Origin of the sequence: Mycobacterium sp. IS-1556 (assembly GCF_001499985.1) — a bacterium.
In the GTDB taxonomy this organism is placed as follows: domain Bacteria; phylum Actinomycetota; class Actinomycetes; order Mycobacteriales; family Mycobacteriaceae; genus Mycobacterium.
Window position 1 is genome coordinate 1 of sequence record NZ_LQIM01000006.1, and the last position, 13,748, is coordinate 13,748.

A 13,748-nucleotide genomic window follows, 5' to 3' on the forward strand; every position below is an offset into this window, starting at 1 on the left:
GCAGGCCTAAACCACTAACACCGAGTGTCAAGGATCAACCGAAACAGATTCGTCAAGGATCAACCGACGTCAGACAGGGGCGCAGGGATAAGATCTCCGGCCTGCTACACATGACCCGATGCCAACCAACGAGGTCGAGCACCGGCTGAGTCCGCTACCGCAGACCGGTTACGTCTACCGGACTGCATGGCCGGTCGCGACCGGCGACATCGACGGCAACCTGCATCTGCGCCTGGACGGCGTGGCGCGCTATATCCAGGAGGTCGGCGCGCAGCACCTCGTCGATGCCGGCGAGGCCGACGACCACCCGCACTGGCTTGTCCAGCGCACCGTCATCGACGTGATCGAGCCGATCGAGTTTCCCAACGAGGTCTCGTTCAGTCGGTGGTGCTCGGCGCTGTCGACCCGATGGTGCACGATGCGCGTCGACCTGGTCGGCAGCGACGGTGGCCGGATCGAGACCGAGGGCTTCTGGATCGCCATCAACAGCAAGACGTTGACGCCGCAGCGCGCCTCCGACAGCCTGATCGCGCGCTTCGCGACAACCACCGATGAGCTGCGCCTCAAGTGGCGGCCGTGGCTGACGAACCTCGAGGACGCCACCGACGAGACGCCATTTCCGTTGCGTCGCACCGACATCGACATCTTCGAGCACGTCACCAACACCGCCTACTGGCACGCCGTCCACGAAGTGATGCCGTTGACCCCCGAGGTGTGCCGCGCCCCGTATCGCGCGGTCGTCGAGTACCGCAGGCCGATCCGCTACGGCGAGGATGTCAGCCTCCGGTGGGCGCAGCGCGACGATGGGGTGCACATCGCGTTGACCGTCGGCGACGACGTCCGCGCAGCCGCGCTGATCGCCAAACTGTAGCGGCCGGCCTCGCGTACCATTTCCGGCAGCCGCGCGCGTTTGCTGCGTGGGGGGCGGGAAGGACGACGGGATGGCCGGATCCGGGGGCAAGCGGGCGACGAGGTTCGCGATGACCGTCACCGCGGCCGGCGTCGCGACCAGTGTGGTCGGCCTGGCCGTAACCCACCCAGCCTCGATCTCGGCAACGCTGGTCGACCTGTCGGCCCTGATCGTCGTCGGCAGTTCGACGAACCCGACCGGCGAGGGAGTGGCCGAATTCTTCGGCGGGAAGTTCAACGATCCCATCTACACGAACTACGACGGCGGCAACGACATCGTCTACGTCGACTTTCGCACCGGGCCCGCCGGCATCCAGCAGGCGCTCGATGACAACGCCGGCGAGCGCAACGCGGTGCTGGCCTCCGGCTGGGGCGCGGCCAACGCCAGTTTGCTGCTGCTGCGGGACCGACCCGACTTGGACCAAACCGTCTTCATCCTCGACAACGACGTCGCGCGGCCCGATGGCGGTTTCGGCACCAGATACCCGTGGTTCGCGCTGATCGGGGTCAACCCGATCCCGACTCCGAGTGACGTGCCCGCCCTGCGCGCGGTCAACATCGGCTACGAGTACGACTACAACTCCAACGCCCCGGCCGACGTGCTCAACCCGGTGGCCGCGGTCAACTCGTTGGTGGGCTACCTCTACACGCGCCTGAACCAGTCCGAGCGCGATCTGCCGGTCGACGCCGAGGGTAAGCCGACCGTCTCCTGCGGCGCGAACACCTGCGCGATCACGGTGTCCGGCGCCGTCCTCGACTGCCCCGACGCGCGCTGCAGCTCCCCCGCGGACAGGATCACGACCTACGTCACCACCAGAAACAACACGACGTACGTCACGTACACCGCCGAAGAGCTGCCGCTGACCCGGCTGATTCGCGACGTCTTCGGTGACCAGATCGCCGATCTGACCGGGCCGCTGCTGAAGGTCGTCGTGGACTCGGCGTACTACGGCGGCAACCCGATACCCAGCGATCCCAGCGCCTACCGCCCGGCCCGGCTCTTCCCCTCGCCCGCCGAGCTGTTGGCCACCGCGGCGAAGGTCCCGACCGCGATCCAGCAGGGCCTTACGTCGGTCTCGCCGCCCGCTCAGTCGCAGGAGCCGGCCACCACGGACAACGAAGACAACGAGGACACCGAGCGACGGTCGCTGGCGGCGACGTCGGAACAGTCCAATCCGGACACCACGCCGTCAGCGGTCAAGCGCAAGCCGCAGATCAACGTCGTGCGGGACAGCATAAAGGCCGAGCCCGGTACCCCCGGTGCGGACGACACCAAAGAGGATCCGGAAGACGTTGCGGCCGAGGAAGAGTCGATCACCACAGCTCCGTCGGAGCAGGTCGGCACCGAGCCGATCGATGCAGACCCGATCGGCCGCGACACCGACACCGACACCGATACCCAGGACGACTCCCAAGACTCCGCCGCCGGAAACGCCGACGCCGCAGCGTAATGCGCACGCGGTCGATACACTCGTCGACGTGAACATCGGGCGCGGCCTTGCGGCCCTGGCAGCCAGTGCAGTGCTGATGGGATCGCTCGCGGCACCCGTGCACGCCGGCCCGCCGAGCTATGGCAGCAACGGCGTCTTCAACGTCATCACCAATCCCCGGCCGGGGTGGGCGACGGCAACGATCGAACCGGGCCGCTACCGGGTCGACCAGGCACCGAGCATGCCGCCGTATCAAAGCGCACAGGGCTTCTGGTACCGATGCCACAACTTCCCGTGCAGCCCGAGCTACCCCGCGAATGTGATCGCCTCGGCGCCGGCCGACCGTAACGCCCCGACCTTCGTCGAGATCCTGCCCACCGACGTCGCCGTGGCACTGCACAACGTCACGCTCACGGTCGCCAACTGAACCCGGCCCCGCAGCGGTCATTAGGCTGAGCGGGTGTCTGATCCGGTACTGGTCCACATCGAGGACCGCATCGCAGTCCTGACCGTCAACGACCCGGAACGCCGCAACGCCGTCACCTTCGAGATATCCGCCGCGCTGCGCGAAGCCGTCGATGCCGCCGAGGCCGATCCCGATGTACACGCGCTGATCGTCACCGGCGCGGGCAAGGCGTTCTGCGCCGGAGCGGATCTGAGCGCGCTCGGCGAGGCCACCGAGGACGGCTTGCGCAAGATCTACGACGGTTTCCTGGCGGTCGCCCACTGCACGCTGCCGACGATCGCGGCGGTCAACGGTGCAGCGGTCGGGGCGGGACTGAACCTGGCGCTGGCCGCCGACGTGCGCATCGCGGGGCCGGCGGCGCTGTTCGACCCCCGCTTCCAGAAGCTGGGCATCCACCCGGGCGGTGGTGCGACCTGGATGCTGCAGCGCGCCGTGGGGCCGCAGGTGGCGCGCGCCTCGCTGCTGTTCGGCATGCGTTTCGATGCGGAATCGGCCGTGCGGCACGGGTTGGCGCTCGCGGTCGCCGACGATCCGGTGGCCGCCGCCCGCGAGTTGGCCGCAGGCCCGGCCGGCGCACCGCGCGAGGTGGTGCTGTCGACCAAGGCGTCGATGCGGGCGACGGCCAACCCCGGCGCCGTCGACACCGACCAGCACGGCGTCGCGGTCGGCATCGAATTGCGCCCGCAGGCCGCCTCGATCCAGTCGCCGGAGTTTCAGCAGCGCCTCGCCGCCGCGAAACGCAGATAGCTAGAGATCGAGCAGCGCTGTCTCCGGTGCTTCGATGAGGTCGCGCAGTTCTCCCAGGAAGGCTGCCACCTGCGCACCGTCGGCGATGCGATGGTCGAAGGCGCAGGTGAGGTTCATCGTGGGCCGCGCGACGACTGCACCGTCGACGACGACCGCGCGCGGCTTGAGCGAGCCGACGCCGAGGATGGCGGCCTCGGGGTAGTTGATCACGGGCACGCCCTCATCCAGTCCGAGCGCCCCGAAGTTCGACACGGTGAACGTCGAGCCCTGTAGTTCGGTGGGTTTGACGGTGCCCGCCCGGGTCTCGCGGATCAGCCGCGCAACCGTCATCGCCAGTTCCCGGGTCGTCTTGAGATGCGCATCGGTGACCACCGGCACCAACAGACCGCGCGGCGCCGCGACCCCGAACCCGAGATGCACGGCCGAATGCAGGTGGATCTGCGCGCCGTCGGTGGTGTCGACCCAGGTGGCGTTCAGGTTCGGGTGATGCCGCAGCGCGATCGTCAACAGCCGCAGCGTCAGCACGAACGGCGTGACCGGCGCGTCCTCCTCGCCTCGGTCGCCCAGCCGGTCGCGCAGCCGGAGCAGGTTCGTCCCATCGACCTGGACAGAGGCGTGGGCGTCCGGAATCTCCCTGCGTGACAATGTCATTCGGTGCGCCATCTCGGCCTGTACACCGCGGACCGCCACCATGTCCGGGCTCGGCGCGGACCGACCCGCGGCTGCGAGCACGTCTTCGCGGGTGATCACACCGCCGGGACCGGAACCGGCCAGCGCGCCCAGGTCCACGTTGAGCTCGGCGGCCAGTTTCCGGACCGGTGGCTTGGCGCGACCGCGGTGTGGCGGCGACGTACTCGACCGCCTGCTGTTGTCCATGGCGTCGTCGGCGCCGTACCCGACCAGTACGGGTTTGCGCTTCTCGGCGGGCGGCTCGGCATCGGTCGCGATGCGCACCAGCGTGGCGCCGACGGGCAATGTGTCGCCCTCGCGCCCGCCGAGTGCGACGATGCGGCCCGCATAGGGACTCGGGATCTCGACTTCGGCCTTGTTGGTCTCGACGGTGCACAGCGTCTGGTTCAGCTCGACGTCGTCGCCGACCGAGACGCTCCACGCGGTGATCGTCGCGTCTTCGAGTCCCTCGCCGAGATCGGGAACCCGGAAATCCATCACGCTCACGGCTGCTCCAACGTTCGTTCGACGCAGTCGAGCAGCCGGTCCACCCCGGGCAGCCACAGTTTCTCCAGCCGGGCAGGCGGATACGGCGTGTCGAATCCCGTGGCCCGCAACACCGGAGCCTCCAGGTCGTAGAACAACTCCTCCTGGATTCGGGCGGCCAGTTCGGCGCCGAAGCCCAACGTGCGCGGGCCTTCGTGCATCACCACGACCCGGCCGGTGCGTCGCACCGATTCGGCGACCGCGTCGAAGTCCAACGGGTTCAACGTGCGAACGTCGAGCACCTCGATGCTCCAATCATGATGCTCGGCAGCGATTTCCGCTGCGCTCAGCGCGGTGGCGACCAGCGGACCGTATGTCACCACGGTGACGTCCGCGCCGGCACGCCGGATCGCCGCCCGACCGAGCGGAAGACCCGGTGTGGTGGTGTCGACCGGTTCACGCACCCAGTACCGGCGCTTGGGCTCGAGGTAGATGACGGGGTCGCGGCTGGTGATCGACTGGCGCAGCAGCCAATACGCATCCGACGGTGTCGACGGAACCGCCACCTTCAATCCGGCGGTGTGCAGCCAATAGGTTTCGGTGGACTCCGAATGATGTTCGACGGCACCGATTCCGCCGAACGACGGGATGCGGATGGTCACCGGCATGTCGAGGCCGCCGCGGGTACGCATCCGGTATTTGGCCAGATGGCTGACGATCTGATCGAATGCCGGGGCGGCGAACCCGTCGAACTGGATCTCCGGGACGGGCACGAGTCCGCGGATCGCCATTCCGACTGCGATGCCGACGATCGCCGACTCCGCCAGCGGGGTGTCGAAACAGCGCTGCTCGCCGAAGGTTTCGGCCAGGCCCTCGGTGACCCGGAACACGCCGCCGAGGGTGGCCACGTCTTCGCCGAACACGAGCACCCGATCGTCGGAGGCCATCGCGTCGTGCAGGGCGCGGTTGATGGCCTGCGCCATGGTCAGCGTCGGCAGAACAGAGTCCGCCGGCACCGGCGTCAGCAGCGGTCCGCGGGGCTCCGGTGTGTCGTCGCCGTGCATCGGGGGCCGTTCGATGATCTGGGTCATTTCACGCCTCCGTCGCCAGTTCGGCCGTCAGTTGTTCGCGCTGGGCCGCCAAGTCGGGCGTGATGTCGTGGTAGACGGTGTCGAAGATCTCGGAGACGTCGAAGTCCTCGGCCCCGACGATGGCCTCGCGTAATTCGGCGCGCAGCCGTTTCGATCTGGCCCGCACGCGTTCCTCGAGCCGGTCGGTCCAGACGTCAATCGACTGCAGATACGTGCGGTAGCGACTGATCGGATCGCGGGCCGCCCATGCGTCGACCTCCGCCTGCGACCGGTAGCGGGTCGGGTCGTCGGAAGTGGTGTGCGGTCCCATGCGATAGGTGATGGCCTCGATCAATGTGGGGCCACAACCCTCGCGTGCCCGAGCTGCCGCCTCCGCCACCACCTGATAGCAGGCCAGCACGTCGTTGCCGTCGACGCGGACGCCGGGTATGCCGTAGCCGGGGGCGCGATGCGCGATCGACGGCGCGGCCAGCTGCTTGCTGACGGGCACCGAGATGGCCCACTGGTTGTTCTGCACGAAGAACACGCACGGCGCCCGGTAGACCGCGGCGAAGTTGACTGCCTCGTGGACGTCGCCCGCGCTGGTGGCGCCGTCGCCGATGAACGCCACCGTCACCGAATCCTCACCGAGGCGTTGCGCGGCCATCGCGGCGCCGACCGCGTGCAGTCCGTGGGTGCCGATCGGGATCGCGACCGGGGCGACGCATTTTTCGGTGAACCCGAGCCCACCGTGCCACTTACCGCGCCACACGGCGCCCATCTGGGCGGGACTGATTCCGCGCAGCAGAAACGCGCCGATCTCCCGGTACTGCGGGAACAGCCAATCGGTTTTGCGTAGGCAGGCGGCGGCGCCGATCTGCGCGGCCTCCTGCCCGCGGCACGACGCGAACAGCGCCAACTCGCCCTGTCGCTGCAGGTTGACGAACTCGGTGTCGATTTCGCGCGTGACGACCATCGACTCGTAGAGCCACGACAACGTCTCGGGTGGGAGGTCTCGGCGGTATCGAGAGGCGGCGCTCGAGGTGGTCGGCGTCCCGTCCGGGGCGACCAGTTGAACCGGCTGCAACTCGACCAAGGATGCCTGAACAGACCCTGCCATACCGCCTCCTAGGGTCACTGACGGCGGATCGCGCCGTCAGGCGACTGAGGTGCTCAGCACGGAGACGTTCAGAGCAGGCCCCCGGTGTGGGGGTGTCGGCTAGTCGCCGGGGTGTGGCGCTAACGCGACGATTCGCTCTGCCCGCCGTAGTACTGGGGCATCCACCATTATGCCTTCGAATTGGAAGACACCCCTGGCATCGCGGGCGGCAGCCAGCACGTGTCGCGCCCATTCGACCTGCTCAGCCGACGGAGCATAGCCCTCCCGAATGACCGCGACCTGCGACGGATGGATGGCGACCTTCACGTCGAAACCGACGGCCACCGCGTCGTCGACCTCGGCGCGCAGACCGTCGAGGTTTTTGATGTCGAGAAACACCGAGTCCAGCGCCAGGCGCCCGTACGCCTTGGCTGCGAGCAGCGTCTGCGACCGCACGTGCCTGGCGACCTCGCGGTAGCTGCCGTCGGGATAGCGGTTGGCCGTGCCGCCGGTGACCGCGAACAGGTCCTCGGCGCCCCACATCAGCGCGACCGCGTTGTCCTTGCGCGCCAGATCGGTCACCGCGAGCGCACCGAGCGGCGTCTCGATCAGCACCACGACATCCAACGGTGCGAGGTCGCGCACCTGTTGCGGGTCCTCGGTTTTGGCGAGCATGACAGTCGTGTAGGAGGTTTTCGACAGCGCCTCGAGGTCCAGTTGGTGATCGGCGGTGGCGCTCGGGTTGACCCGCACCACCGTGCGGGCCGGGTCCAGCGGATTGTCGACGAGCGCTGCGCGGGCGGCCTCCCGGTCCTTGGCCGCGACCCCGTCCTCGAGGTCGAGGATCACGATATCGGCGGCAGCGGCGGCCTTTTCGAACCGTTCCGGGCGGTCGGCCGGGCAGAACAACCAGGCGACGCCCGGCTTGTCGAGGGCCATCAGCTCTGCTCCGCCGGCTTCATGCGCACCATCGTCTTGCGCGACGCCGTCGCCACGATGTCACCGTGCTGGTTGCGGCCGGTGTGCGCGAACGTCACGATCCCCTCACCCGGCCGGCTCTTCGACTCCCGCTTCTCGAGCACCTCGGACTCCGCGTACAGGGTGTCGCCGTGGAAGAGCGGCTTCGGGAACGCGATCTCGCCGAACCCGAGATTGCCGACGATGGTGCCCTGCGTCAGCTGCGCCACCGACAGCCCGACCAGCGTGGACAGCGTGAACATCGAGTTGACCAGCCGCTGGTTGAACGGCGGCAAAGCATCTGAGAACGCGGCGTCCAGATGCAGCGCCTGGGTGTTCATCGTCAGCGTCGTGAACAGGACGTTGTCCGCCTCGGTGATGGTGCGCCCCGGCCGATGCTGGTACAGCACGCCGGTCTCGAACTCCTCGTACCACAACCCACGCTGGATCACGACCTTCTTCGAAGCGTCTTGTCCGCTCACAGACCCAGCTCCCGTCCGATCAGCATCAACTGCACTTCGGTTGTGCCCTCACCGATTTCGAGGATCTTGCTGTCACGGTAGTGCCGTGCAACGGGATATTCGTTCATGAAGCCGTAGCCCCCGAAGATCTGCGTTGCATCGCGGGCGTTGTCCATCGCGGCCTCACTGGCAACCATTTTGGCGATCGCAGCCGCCTTCTTGAACGGCTTTCCGGCCAGCATCAGTGCGGCGGCGTCGTAGTAGGCCGTGCGCGCGATATGCGCCCGTGCCTCCATCCGCGCGATCTTGAACGCGATCGCCTGGTAGGTGCCGATCGCGGCGCCGAACGCCTCGCGTTCCTTGGCGTAGCGGACACATTCGTCGACGCAACCCTGCGCGGATCCGACCGACAGCGCGGCGATCGCGATGCGGCCCTCATCGAGGATGCGCAGGAAGTTTGCGTAGCCCCGGCCGCGTTCGCCGAGCAGGTTCTCCTCGGGCACCCGCACGTCGTCGAAGCTCAACGGGTGGGTGTCCGACGCGTTCCAGCCGACCTTGTTGTACGCCGGTTCGGCGGTGAAGCCCGGCGTCGGAACGGGCACCAGGATCGCCGAGATCTCCTTTTTGCCACCGCTTTCGCCCGTGACGGCCGTAACCGTCACGAGCTTGGTGATGTCGGTGCCCGAGTTCGTGATGAACTGCTTGGACCCGTTGATCACCCAGTGCCCGTCGTCGAGCTTGGCCGTCGTCTTGGTGGCGCCGGCGTCGCTACCGCCGCCGGCTTCGGTGAGCCCGAACGCACCGAGGGCCTTGCCGCTTGCCAGCAGCGGCAGCCACTCCTGCTTCTGCTCCTCGGTTCCGAACCGGTACACCGGCATCGCGCCCAGTGACACACCAGCCTCGAGCGTGATCGCCACGCTTTGGTCGACCTTGCCGAGTTCCTCCAGCGCGAGGCACAACGCGAAGTAGTCGCCGCCCATGCCGCCGTACTCTTCGGGGAATGGCAGGCCGAACAGGCCCATGTCGGCCATCCCCGCGACCACCTCGTACGGGAACGAGTGTTCCTCGTCGTGTTTGGCCGCGACCGGCGCCACCACGCTCTGAGCGAAGTCGCGGACCGTCTTGGCCAGCTGTTCGTAGTGGTCCGGCAGCATGCCGGTCGCCAGAAATTCAGTCATAGCTCTTCCTTCTCCGCTGTGGTGGTCTCCGCGGCGACTCGTGCCAGCAGCTGGCCCACCTTCACCTGATCGCCCACGGCGACAAGGAGTTCCGCCACGCCGTCGACCGGCGCCGCCAGGGCGTGTTCCATCTTCATGGCCTCGACGGTCACCACGACTGCGCCTGCCGCGACCCGTTCTCCGTCGGTAACTCCGACGGCGACGACAGAACCCGGCATCGGGCTGGTCAGCTCGGCGTCGCCGCTATGCGCGTCGTCGGGCCGCACCGGGGCTTCGCGGACTTCCTCGACCGCGACGGTGCGACCGGGACCGGCCAGCCAGGTCCGTCCGTCCTCGGCTGCGACGACGTAGTCGGTGCGCACGTCGTCGAACGTGACCGCCAGCCGGTCACCGGCCAACGATGCCGACAGCGAATGTGGTTGACCGTCCTCGATCACCGCGCTCGCCGCTGTCGGCGTGCCGCTCAGGTGGACGTGGTCGGTGCGCTCACCCGATCGCAACCGGTACGTGGTCGGCGCGTGCCGGCCCATCCGCCAGCCCGACGGGACGGCCCACAGGTCACCGACGGGTTGCGGCCACGCCCGCAGCCACTTGTAAGCCGCGGCCGCGGCCAGGTCGGCATCCTCCGCGGTCGCCGACCGGAAGTCCGGGCTCCGACGGTCGAGCAGACCGGTGTCGAGCCGGCCGGCCACGACGTCGGGGTCGGCGAGCAGGAATCGCAGGAACTCGATATTCGTGGTGACACCGAGGACCGCGGTCTGCGCGAGCGCCCGGTCCAACGCCCGTAGGGCACCGGCCCGGTCGTCGGCGTGGGCGACGATCTTCGACAGCATCGGGTCATAGTCACTGCCGATCACCGAACCCCGGGTCAGGCCGGAGTCCACCCGGATGCCGGGCCCCTGCGGTTCGGCTAGGTCGAGCACCCGGCCACCGGTCGGCAGGAAGCCGCGCCCAGGATCCTCGGCGTAGACACGGGCCTCGATCGCGTGCCCGGACATGGTGATGTCGGCTTGCGCGATGGACAGCTTCTCCCCCGCCGCGATGCGCACCTGCTGCTCGACGAGGTCGACGCCGGTGACCATTTCGGTGACCGGGTGCTCGACCTGCAGGCGGGTGTTCATCTCCATGAAGAAGAACTCGTCGGGCCGATCGGCGGACACGATGAACTCGACGGTGCCCGCACCGGTGTAGTCGACACTGCGGGCGGTGTCGCACGCGGCCGCGCCGATCCGCGCCCGCGTTGCCTCGTCCAGCAGCGGGGACGGCGCCTCCTCGACGACCTTCTGGTGGCGGCGCTGCAGGCTGCACTCGCGCTCGCCGAGATGCACCACGGCGCCGTAACCATCGGCGAGCACCTGCACCTCGATATGGCGCGGGTTCAACACGAACCGTTCGAGAAACAGCGTGTCGTCGCCGAATGCGGCGGCGGCCTCGCGACGCGCCGAGACGAGGGCGGCCGGCAACTCCGTGGGCTCATGCACGACGCGCATACCCTTGCCGCCGCCGCCCGCCGACGGCTTGACGAGGACGGGGAAGCCGACCTCTTCGGCACCCGCGACGAGATCGTCGTCGGTCAGGCCCGGGCGGGACACGCCGGGCACCACAGGCACCCCGAACGCGGACACCGCGGCCTTCGCCGCGATCTTGTCCCCCATGGTCTGGATCGCACCGACCGGTGGACCGATGAACACGATCCCCGCGGACTGCAGCGCAGCGGCGAATTGCGCGTTCTCCGAGAGGAATCCGTAGCCGGGGTGGACGGCCTGCGCGCCGGTCCGTCGGGCCGCCGTGATCACCGCGTCGATGTCGAGGTAGCTCTCCCGCGCGGCCGCCGGACCGATGCGGACCGCGACGTCGGCCTCGGCGACATGGCGAGCACCGGCATCGGCATCGCTGAACACCGCGACCGAACGGATACCCATCGCCCGCAGCGTGCGGATGACCCGCACGGCGATCTCGCCGCGGTTGGCCACCAGAACGGTGTCGAAGTTCATGTCTTCACTCACATCCGGAACACGCCGTAGGAAACCGATTCGAGCGGCGCCTGACCGACCACCGAGAGCGCCAGCCCCAGAACGGTTCTGGTGTCGGCGGGATCGATAACCCCGTCGTCCCACAACCGTGCGGTCGAGTAGTAGGGGTTGCCCTGGTGTTCGTACTGCGCGCGGATGGGCGCCTTGAAGGTCTCCTCCTCCTCGGCCGTCATCTCGCCGCGCACGGTCGCCAGCACCGCGGCAGCTTGCTCACCGCCCATCACGGAGATCCGTGCGTTGGGCCACATCCACAGGAAGCGCGGGGAATACGCGCGCCCGCACATCGAATAGTTGCCCGCTCCGTAGGAGCCGCCGATGACGACGGTCAGCTTCGGCACCCGCGCGCACGCCACCGCGGTGACCATTTTCGCGCCATGCTTGGCGATACCGCCCGCCTCGTAGTCACGGCCGACCATGAAGCCGGAGATGTTCTGCAGGAAGAGCAGCGGTGTGTTCCGCTTGTCGCACAGCTCGATGAAATGCGCTCCCTTGAGCGCTGATTCGCTGAACAGCACGCCGTTGTTGGCGATGATGCCGACCGGATGGCCGTGGATGCGGGCGAAGCCGGTGACCAGTGTGCTGCCGTACTCGGCCTTGAACTCGGCGAACTCGCCACCGTCGACGATGCGGGTGATTACCTCGTGTACGTCGTAGGGAACCCGCGAGTCGACCGGCACCACATCGTAGAGCTCCGTCTGGTCGGCCACCGGTTCCTCGACCGGCCGGACGTCCCACGGCAGCGGCTCGCGGGGACCGAGCGTGGCGACGATGCGCCGCACGATATGCAGTGCATCGCGATCGTCATGGGCCAAATGGTCTGTCACACCGGAGGTTTTGGAATGCAGATCGCCGCCGCCGAGTTCCTCGGCCGTGACCACCTCACCCGTCGCCGCCTTCACCAGGGGTGGTCCGCCCAGGAAGATGGTGCCCTGATTGCGCACGATCACGGCCTCGTCGCTCATCGCGGGCACGTACGCGCCGCCCGCGGTGCACGACCCCAGCACAGCCGCGATCTGCGGGATGCCCTCGGCCGACAGATTGGCCTGGTTGTAGAAGATTCGACCGAAATGGTCCCGGTCCGGGAACACCTCGTCCTGCCGCGGCAGGAAGGCGCCGCCCGAGTCGACGAGGTAGATGCACGGCAGCCGGTTCTGTCCGGCGACCTCCTGGGCGCGCAGATGTTTCTTGACCGTGATCGGGTAGTACGTGCCGCCCTTGACCGTCGCGTCGTTGGCGACGATCACGCACTCCCGGCCCGAGACCCGGCCGATACCGGTGATGATGCCCGCGCCCGGACACTCGTCGTCGTACATCCCATCGGCGGCGAGCGGGGTGAGTTCGAGGAACGGGCTGCCGGGATCGAGCAGGCCGTCCACCCGGTCGCGGGGCAGCAGCTTGCCGCGGCTGACGTGGCGCTCGCGGGCGCGCTCGGAGCCGCCGAGCGCCGCAGCGGCGAGCTTCGAACGCAGTTCGTCGACCAACGCGAGGTGTTCCTCGCGGTGTGAAGACCGCGGTGTCATCGATGAACCCGTTCCGGTTGAGTTAATAACGATTAACTCGTGGTATGTTAGTCACGATTAACCCAAATGTCTACCAGCAGGCGGGAGGCGCGTTGTCCCCTACTCCGGCCCCTCAGCTGCCCACCACCAACCGCAGCAAGGCGAAATCGGACCGCCGGTCGCAGTTGATCGCCGCGGCCGAACGACTGGTGGCCGAACGGGGATATCTGGCGGTGCGGCTGGAGGACATCGGCGCCGCGGCAGGCGTCAGTGGACCGGCGATCTACCGGCACTTCCCCAACAAGGAGGCGTTGCTGGTCGAGCTGCTCGTCGGGATCAGCACCCGGCTGCTGGCCGGCGCGAGGGAGGTCGTCGCGGCCGCCGAGGATCCGGCCTCAGCATTGGACGGCCTGATCGACTTCCATCTGGAGTTCACGCTCGGCGAGCCCGACCTCATCCGAATCCAGGACCGCGACCTCGGCAACCTGCCCGCCTCCGCCAAGCGCCAGGTGCGCAAGGCGCAGCGGCAGTACGTCGAGATCTGGGTGGATGTGCTCAGGCAGGCGAACGACTCACTGGCCGAGGCCGACGCCCGATTGATGGCGCACGCGACGTTCGGCCTGTTGAACTCCACACCGCATGTCCTCAAGCCCGGAGCGACCAAAACGGCCGAGGCCAACCCACGAGCCGTCTTGAAGGCGATGACGGTCGCAGCGCTGACCTCGGCCGGTCGGAACGGCTAGG

General features: G+C 68.0%; 13 protein-coding genes. 5 read left to right on the forward strand and 8 right to left on the reverse strand.

Annotated elements, in window-relative coordinates; translation table 11 throughout:
- Nucleotides 1-118 precede the first annotated feature (118 nt).
- The 4 genes from AU187_RS06125 (at nt 119) to AU187_RS06140 (ending at nt 3,552) form a co-directional block, all read left to right on the forward strand.
- The gene (locus tag AU187_RS06125) at nt 119-871 is read left to right on the forward strand and encodes an acyl-[acyl-carrier-protein] thioesterase (protein WP_059166388.1); all 753 of its coding nucleotides are present in this window, start codon (nt 119-121) and stop codon (nt 869-871) included.
- Nucleotides 872-941: 70 nt separating this feature from the next.
- Nucleotides 942-2,360, forward strand: coding sequence for a PE-PPE domain-containing protein (locus tag AU187_RS06130; RefSeq protein WP_059166389.1), 1,419 nt, complete (start codon nt 942-944; stop codon nt 2,358-2,360).
- A gap of 76 nt (nt 2,361-2,436) precedes the next feature.
- Nucleotides 2,437-2,766: a hypothetical protein gene (locus tag AU187_RS06135; protein ID WP_059166405.1), complete on the forward strand. Its 330-nt coding sequence runs from the start codon at nt 2,437-2,439 to the stop codon at nt 2,764-2,766.
- 33 nt (nt 2,767-2,799) lie between these two features.
- Nucleotides 2,800-3,552, forward strand: coding sequence for an enoyl-CoA hydratase (locus tag AU187_RS06140; RefSeq protein ID WP_059166390.1), 753 nt, complete (start codon nt 2,800-2,802; stop codon nt 3,550-3,552).
- Here the strand turns inward: AU187_RS06140 and AU187_RS06145 are convergent, their stop codons facing one another.
- The 8 genes from AU187_RS06145 to AU187_RS06180 form a co-directional block, all read right to left on the reverse strand.
- Entirely contained in the window at nt 3,553-4,719 is a 1,167-nt protein-coding gene (locus AU187_RS06145; protein ID WP_502687743.1) for a dihydrolipoamide acetyltransferase family protein, read from the reverse strand.
- Nucleotides 4,720-4,724: 5 nt separating this feature from the next.
- Nucleotides 4,725-5,798, reverse strand: a complete 1,074-nt coding sequence (locus AU187_RS06150) for an alpha-ketoacid dehydrogenase subunit beta (RefSeq protein WP_059166392.1) — start codon at nt 5,796-5,798, stop codon at nt 4,725-4,727.
- Between the two features lies 1 nt (nt 5,799).
- A complete protein-coding gene (gene pdhA / locus AU187_RS06155; protein WP_059166393.1) occupies nt 5,800-6,897 on the reverse strand; it encodes a pyruvate dehydrogenase (acetyl-transferring) E1 component subunit alpha in 1,098 nt (365 codons plus the stop codon).
- Between the two features lie 99 nt (nt 6,898-6,996).
- Complete coding sequence (locus AU187_RS06160) at nt 6,997-7,815, reverse strand: HpcH/HpaI aldolase/citrate lyase family protein (protein ID WP_059166394.1); 819 nt, start codon at nt 7,813-7,815, stop codon at nt 6,997-6,999.
- Nucleotides 7,815-8,315: a MaoC family dehydratase gene (locus AU187_RS06165; RefSeq protein ID WP_059101885.1), complete on the reverse strand. Its 501-nt coding sequence runs from the start codon at nt 8,313-8,315 to the stop codon at nt 7,815-7,817. Before AU187_RS06165 ends, AU187_RS06160 begins: the two co-directional genes overlap by 1 nt.
- Nucleotides 8,312-9,472: an acyl-CoA dehydrogenase family protein gene (locus AU187_RS06170; RefSeq protein ID WP_059101886.1), complete on the reverse strand. Its 1,161-nt coding sequence runs from the start codon at nt 9,470-9,472 to the stop codon at nt 8,312-8,314. The genes AU187_RS06165 and AU187_RS06170 overlap by 4 nt, the downstream gene beginning before the upstream one ends.
- The gene (locus AU187_RS06175; protein WP_059166395.1) at nt 9,469-11,466 is read right to left on the reverse strand and encodes an acetyl-CoA carboxylase biotin carboxylase subunit; all 1,998 of its coding nucleotides are present in this window, start codon (nt 11,464-11,466) and stop codon (nt 9,469-9,471) included. Before AU187_RS06175 ends, AU187_RS06170 begins: the two co-directional genes overlap by 4 nt.
- Before the next feature lie 8 nt (nt 11,467-11,474).
- On the reverse strand, nt 11,475-13,025 hold the full coding sequence (locus AU187_RS06180; RefSeq protein ID WP_059101888.1) for a carboxyl transferase domain-containing protein: 1,551 nt from the start codon (nt 13,023-13,025) through the stop codon (nt 11,475-11,477).
- 44 nt (nt 13,026-13,069) lie between these two features.
- On the opposite strand from AU187_RS06180, the gene AU187_RS06185 reads away from it, so the two are divergent.
- Nucleotides 13,070-13,747: an SACE_7040 family transcriptional regulator gene (locus AU187_RS06185; RefSeq protein ID WP_082684029.1), complete on the forward strand. Its 678-nt coding sequence runs from the start codon at nt 13,070-13,072 to the stop codon at nt 13,745-13,747.
- Nucleotide 13,748 lies beyond the last annotated feature (1 nt).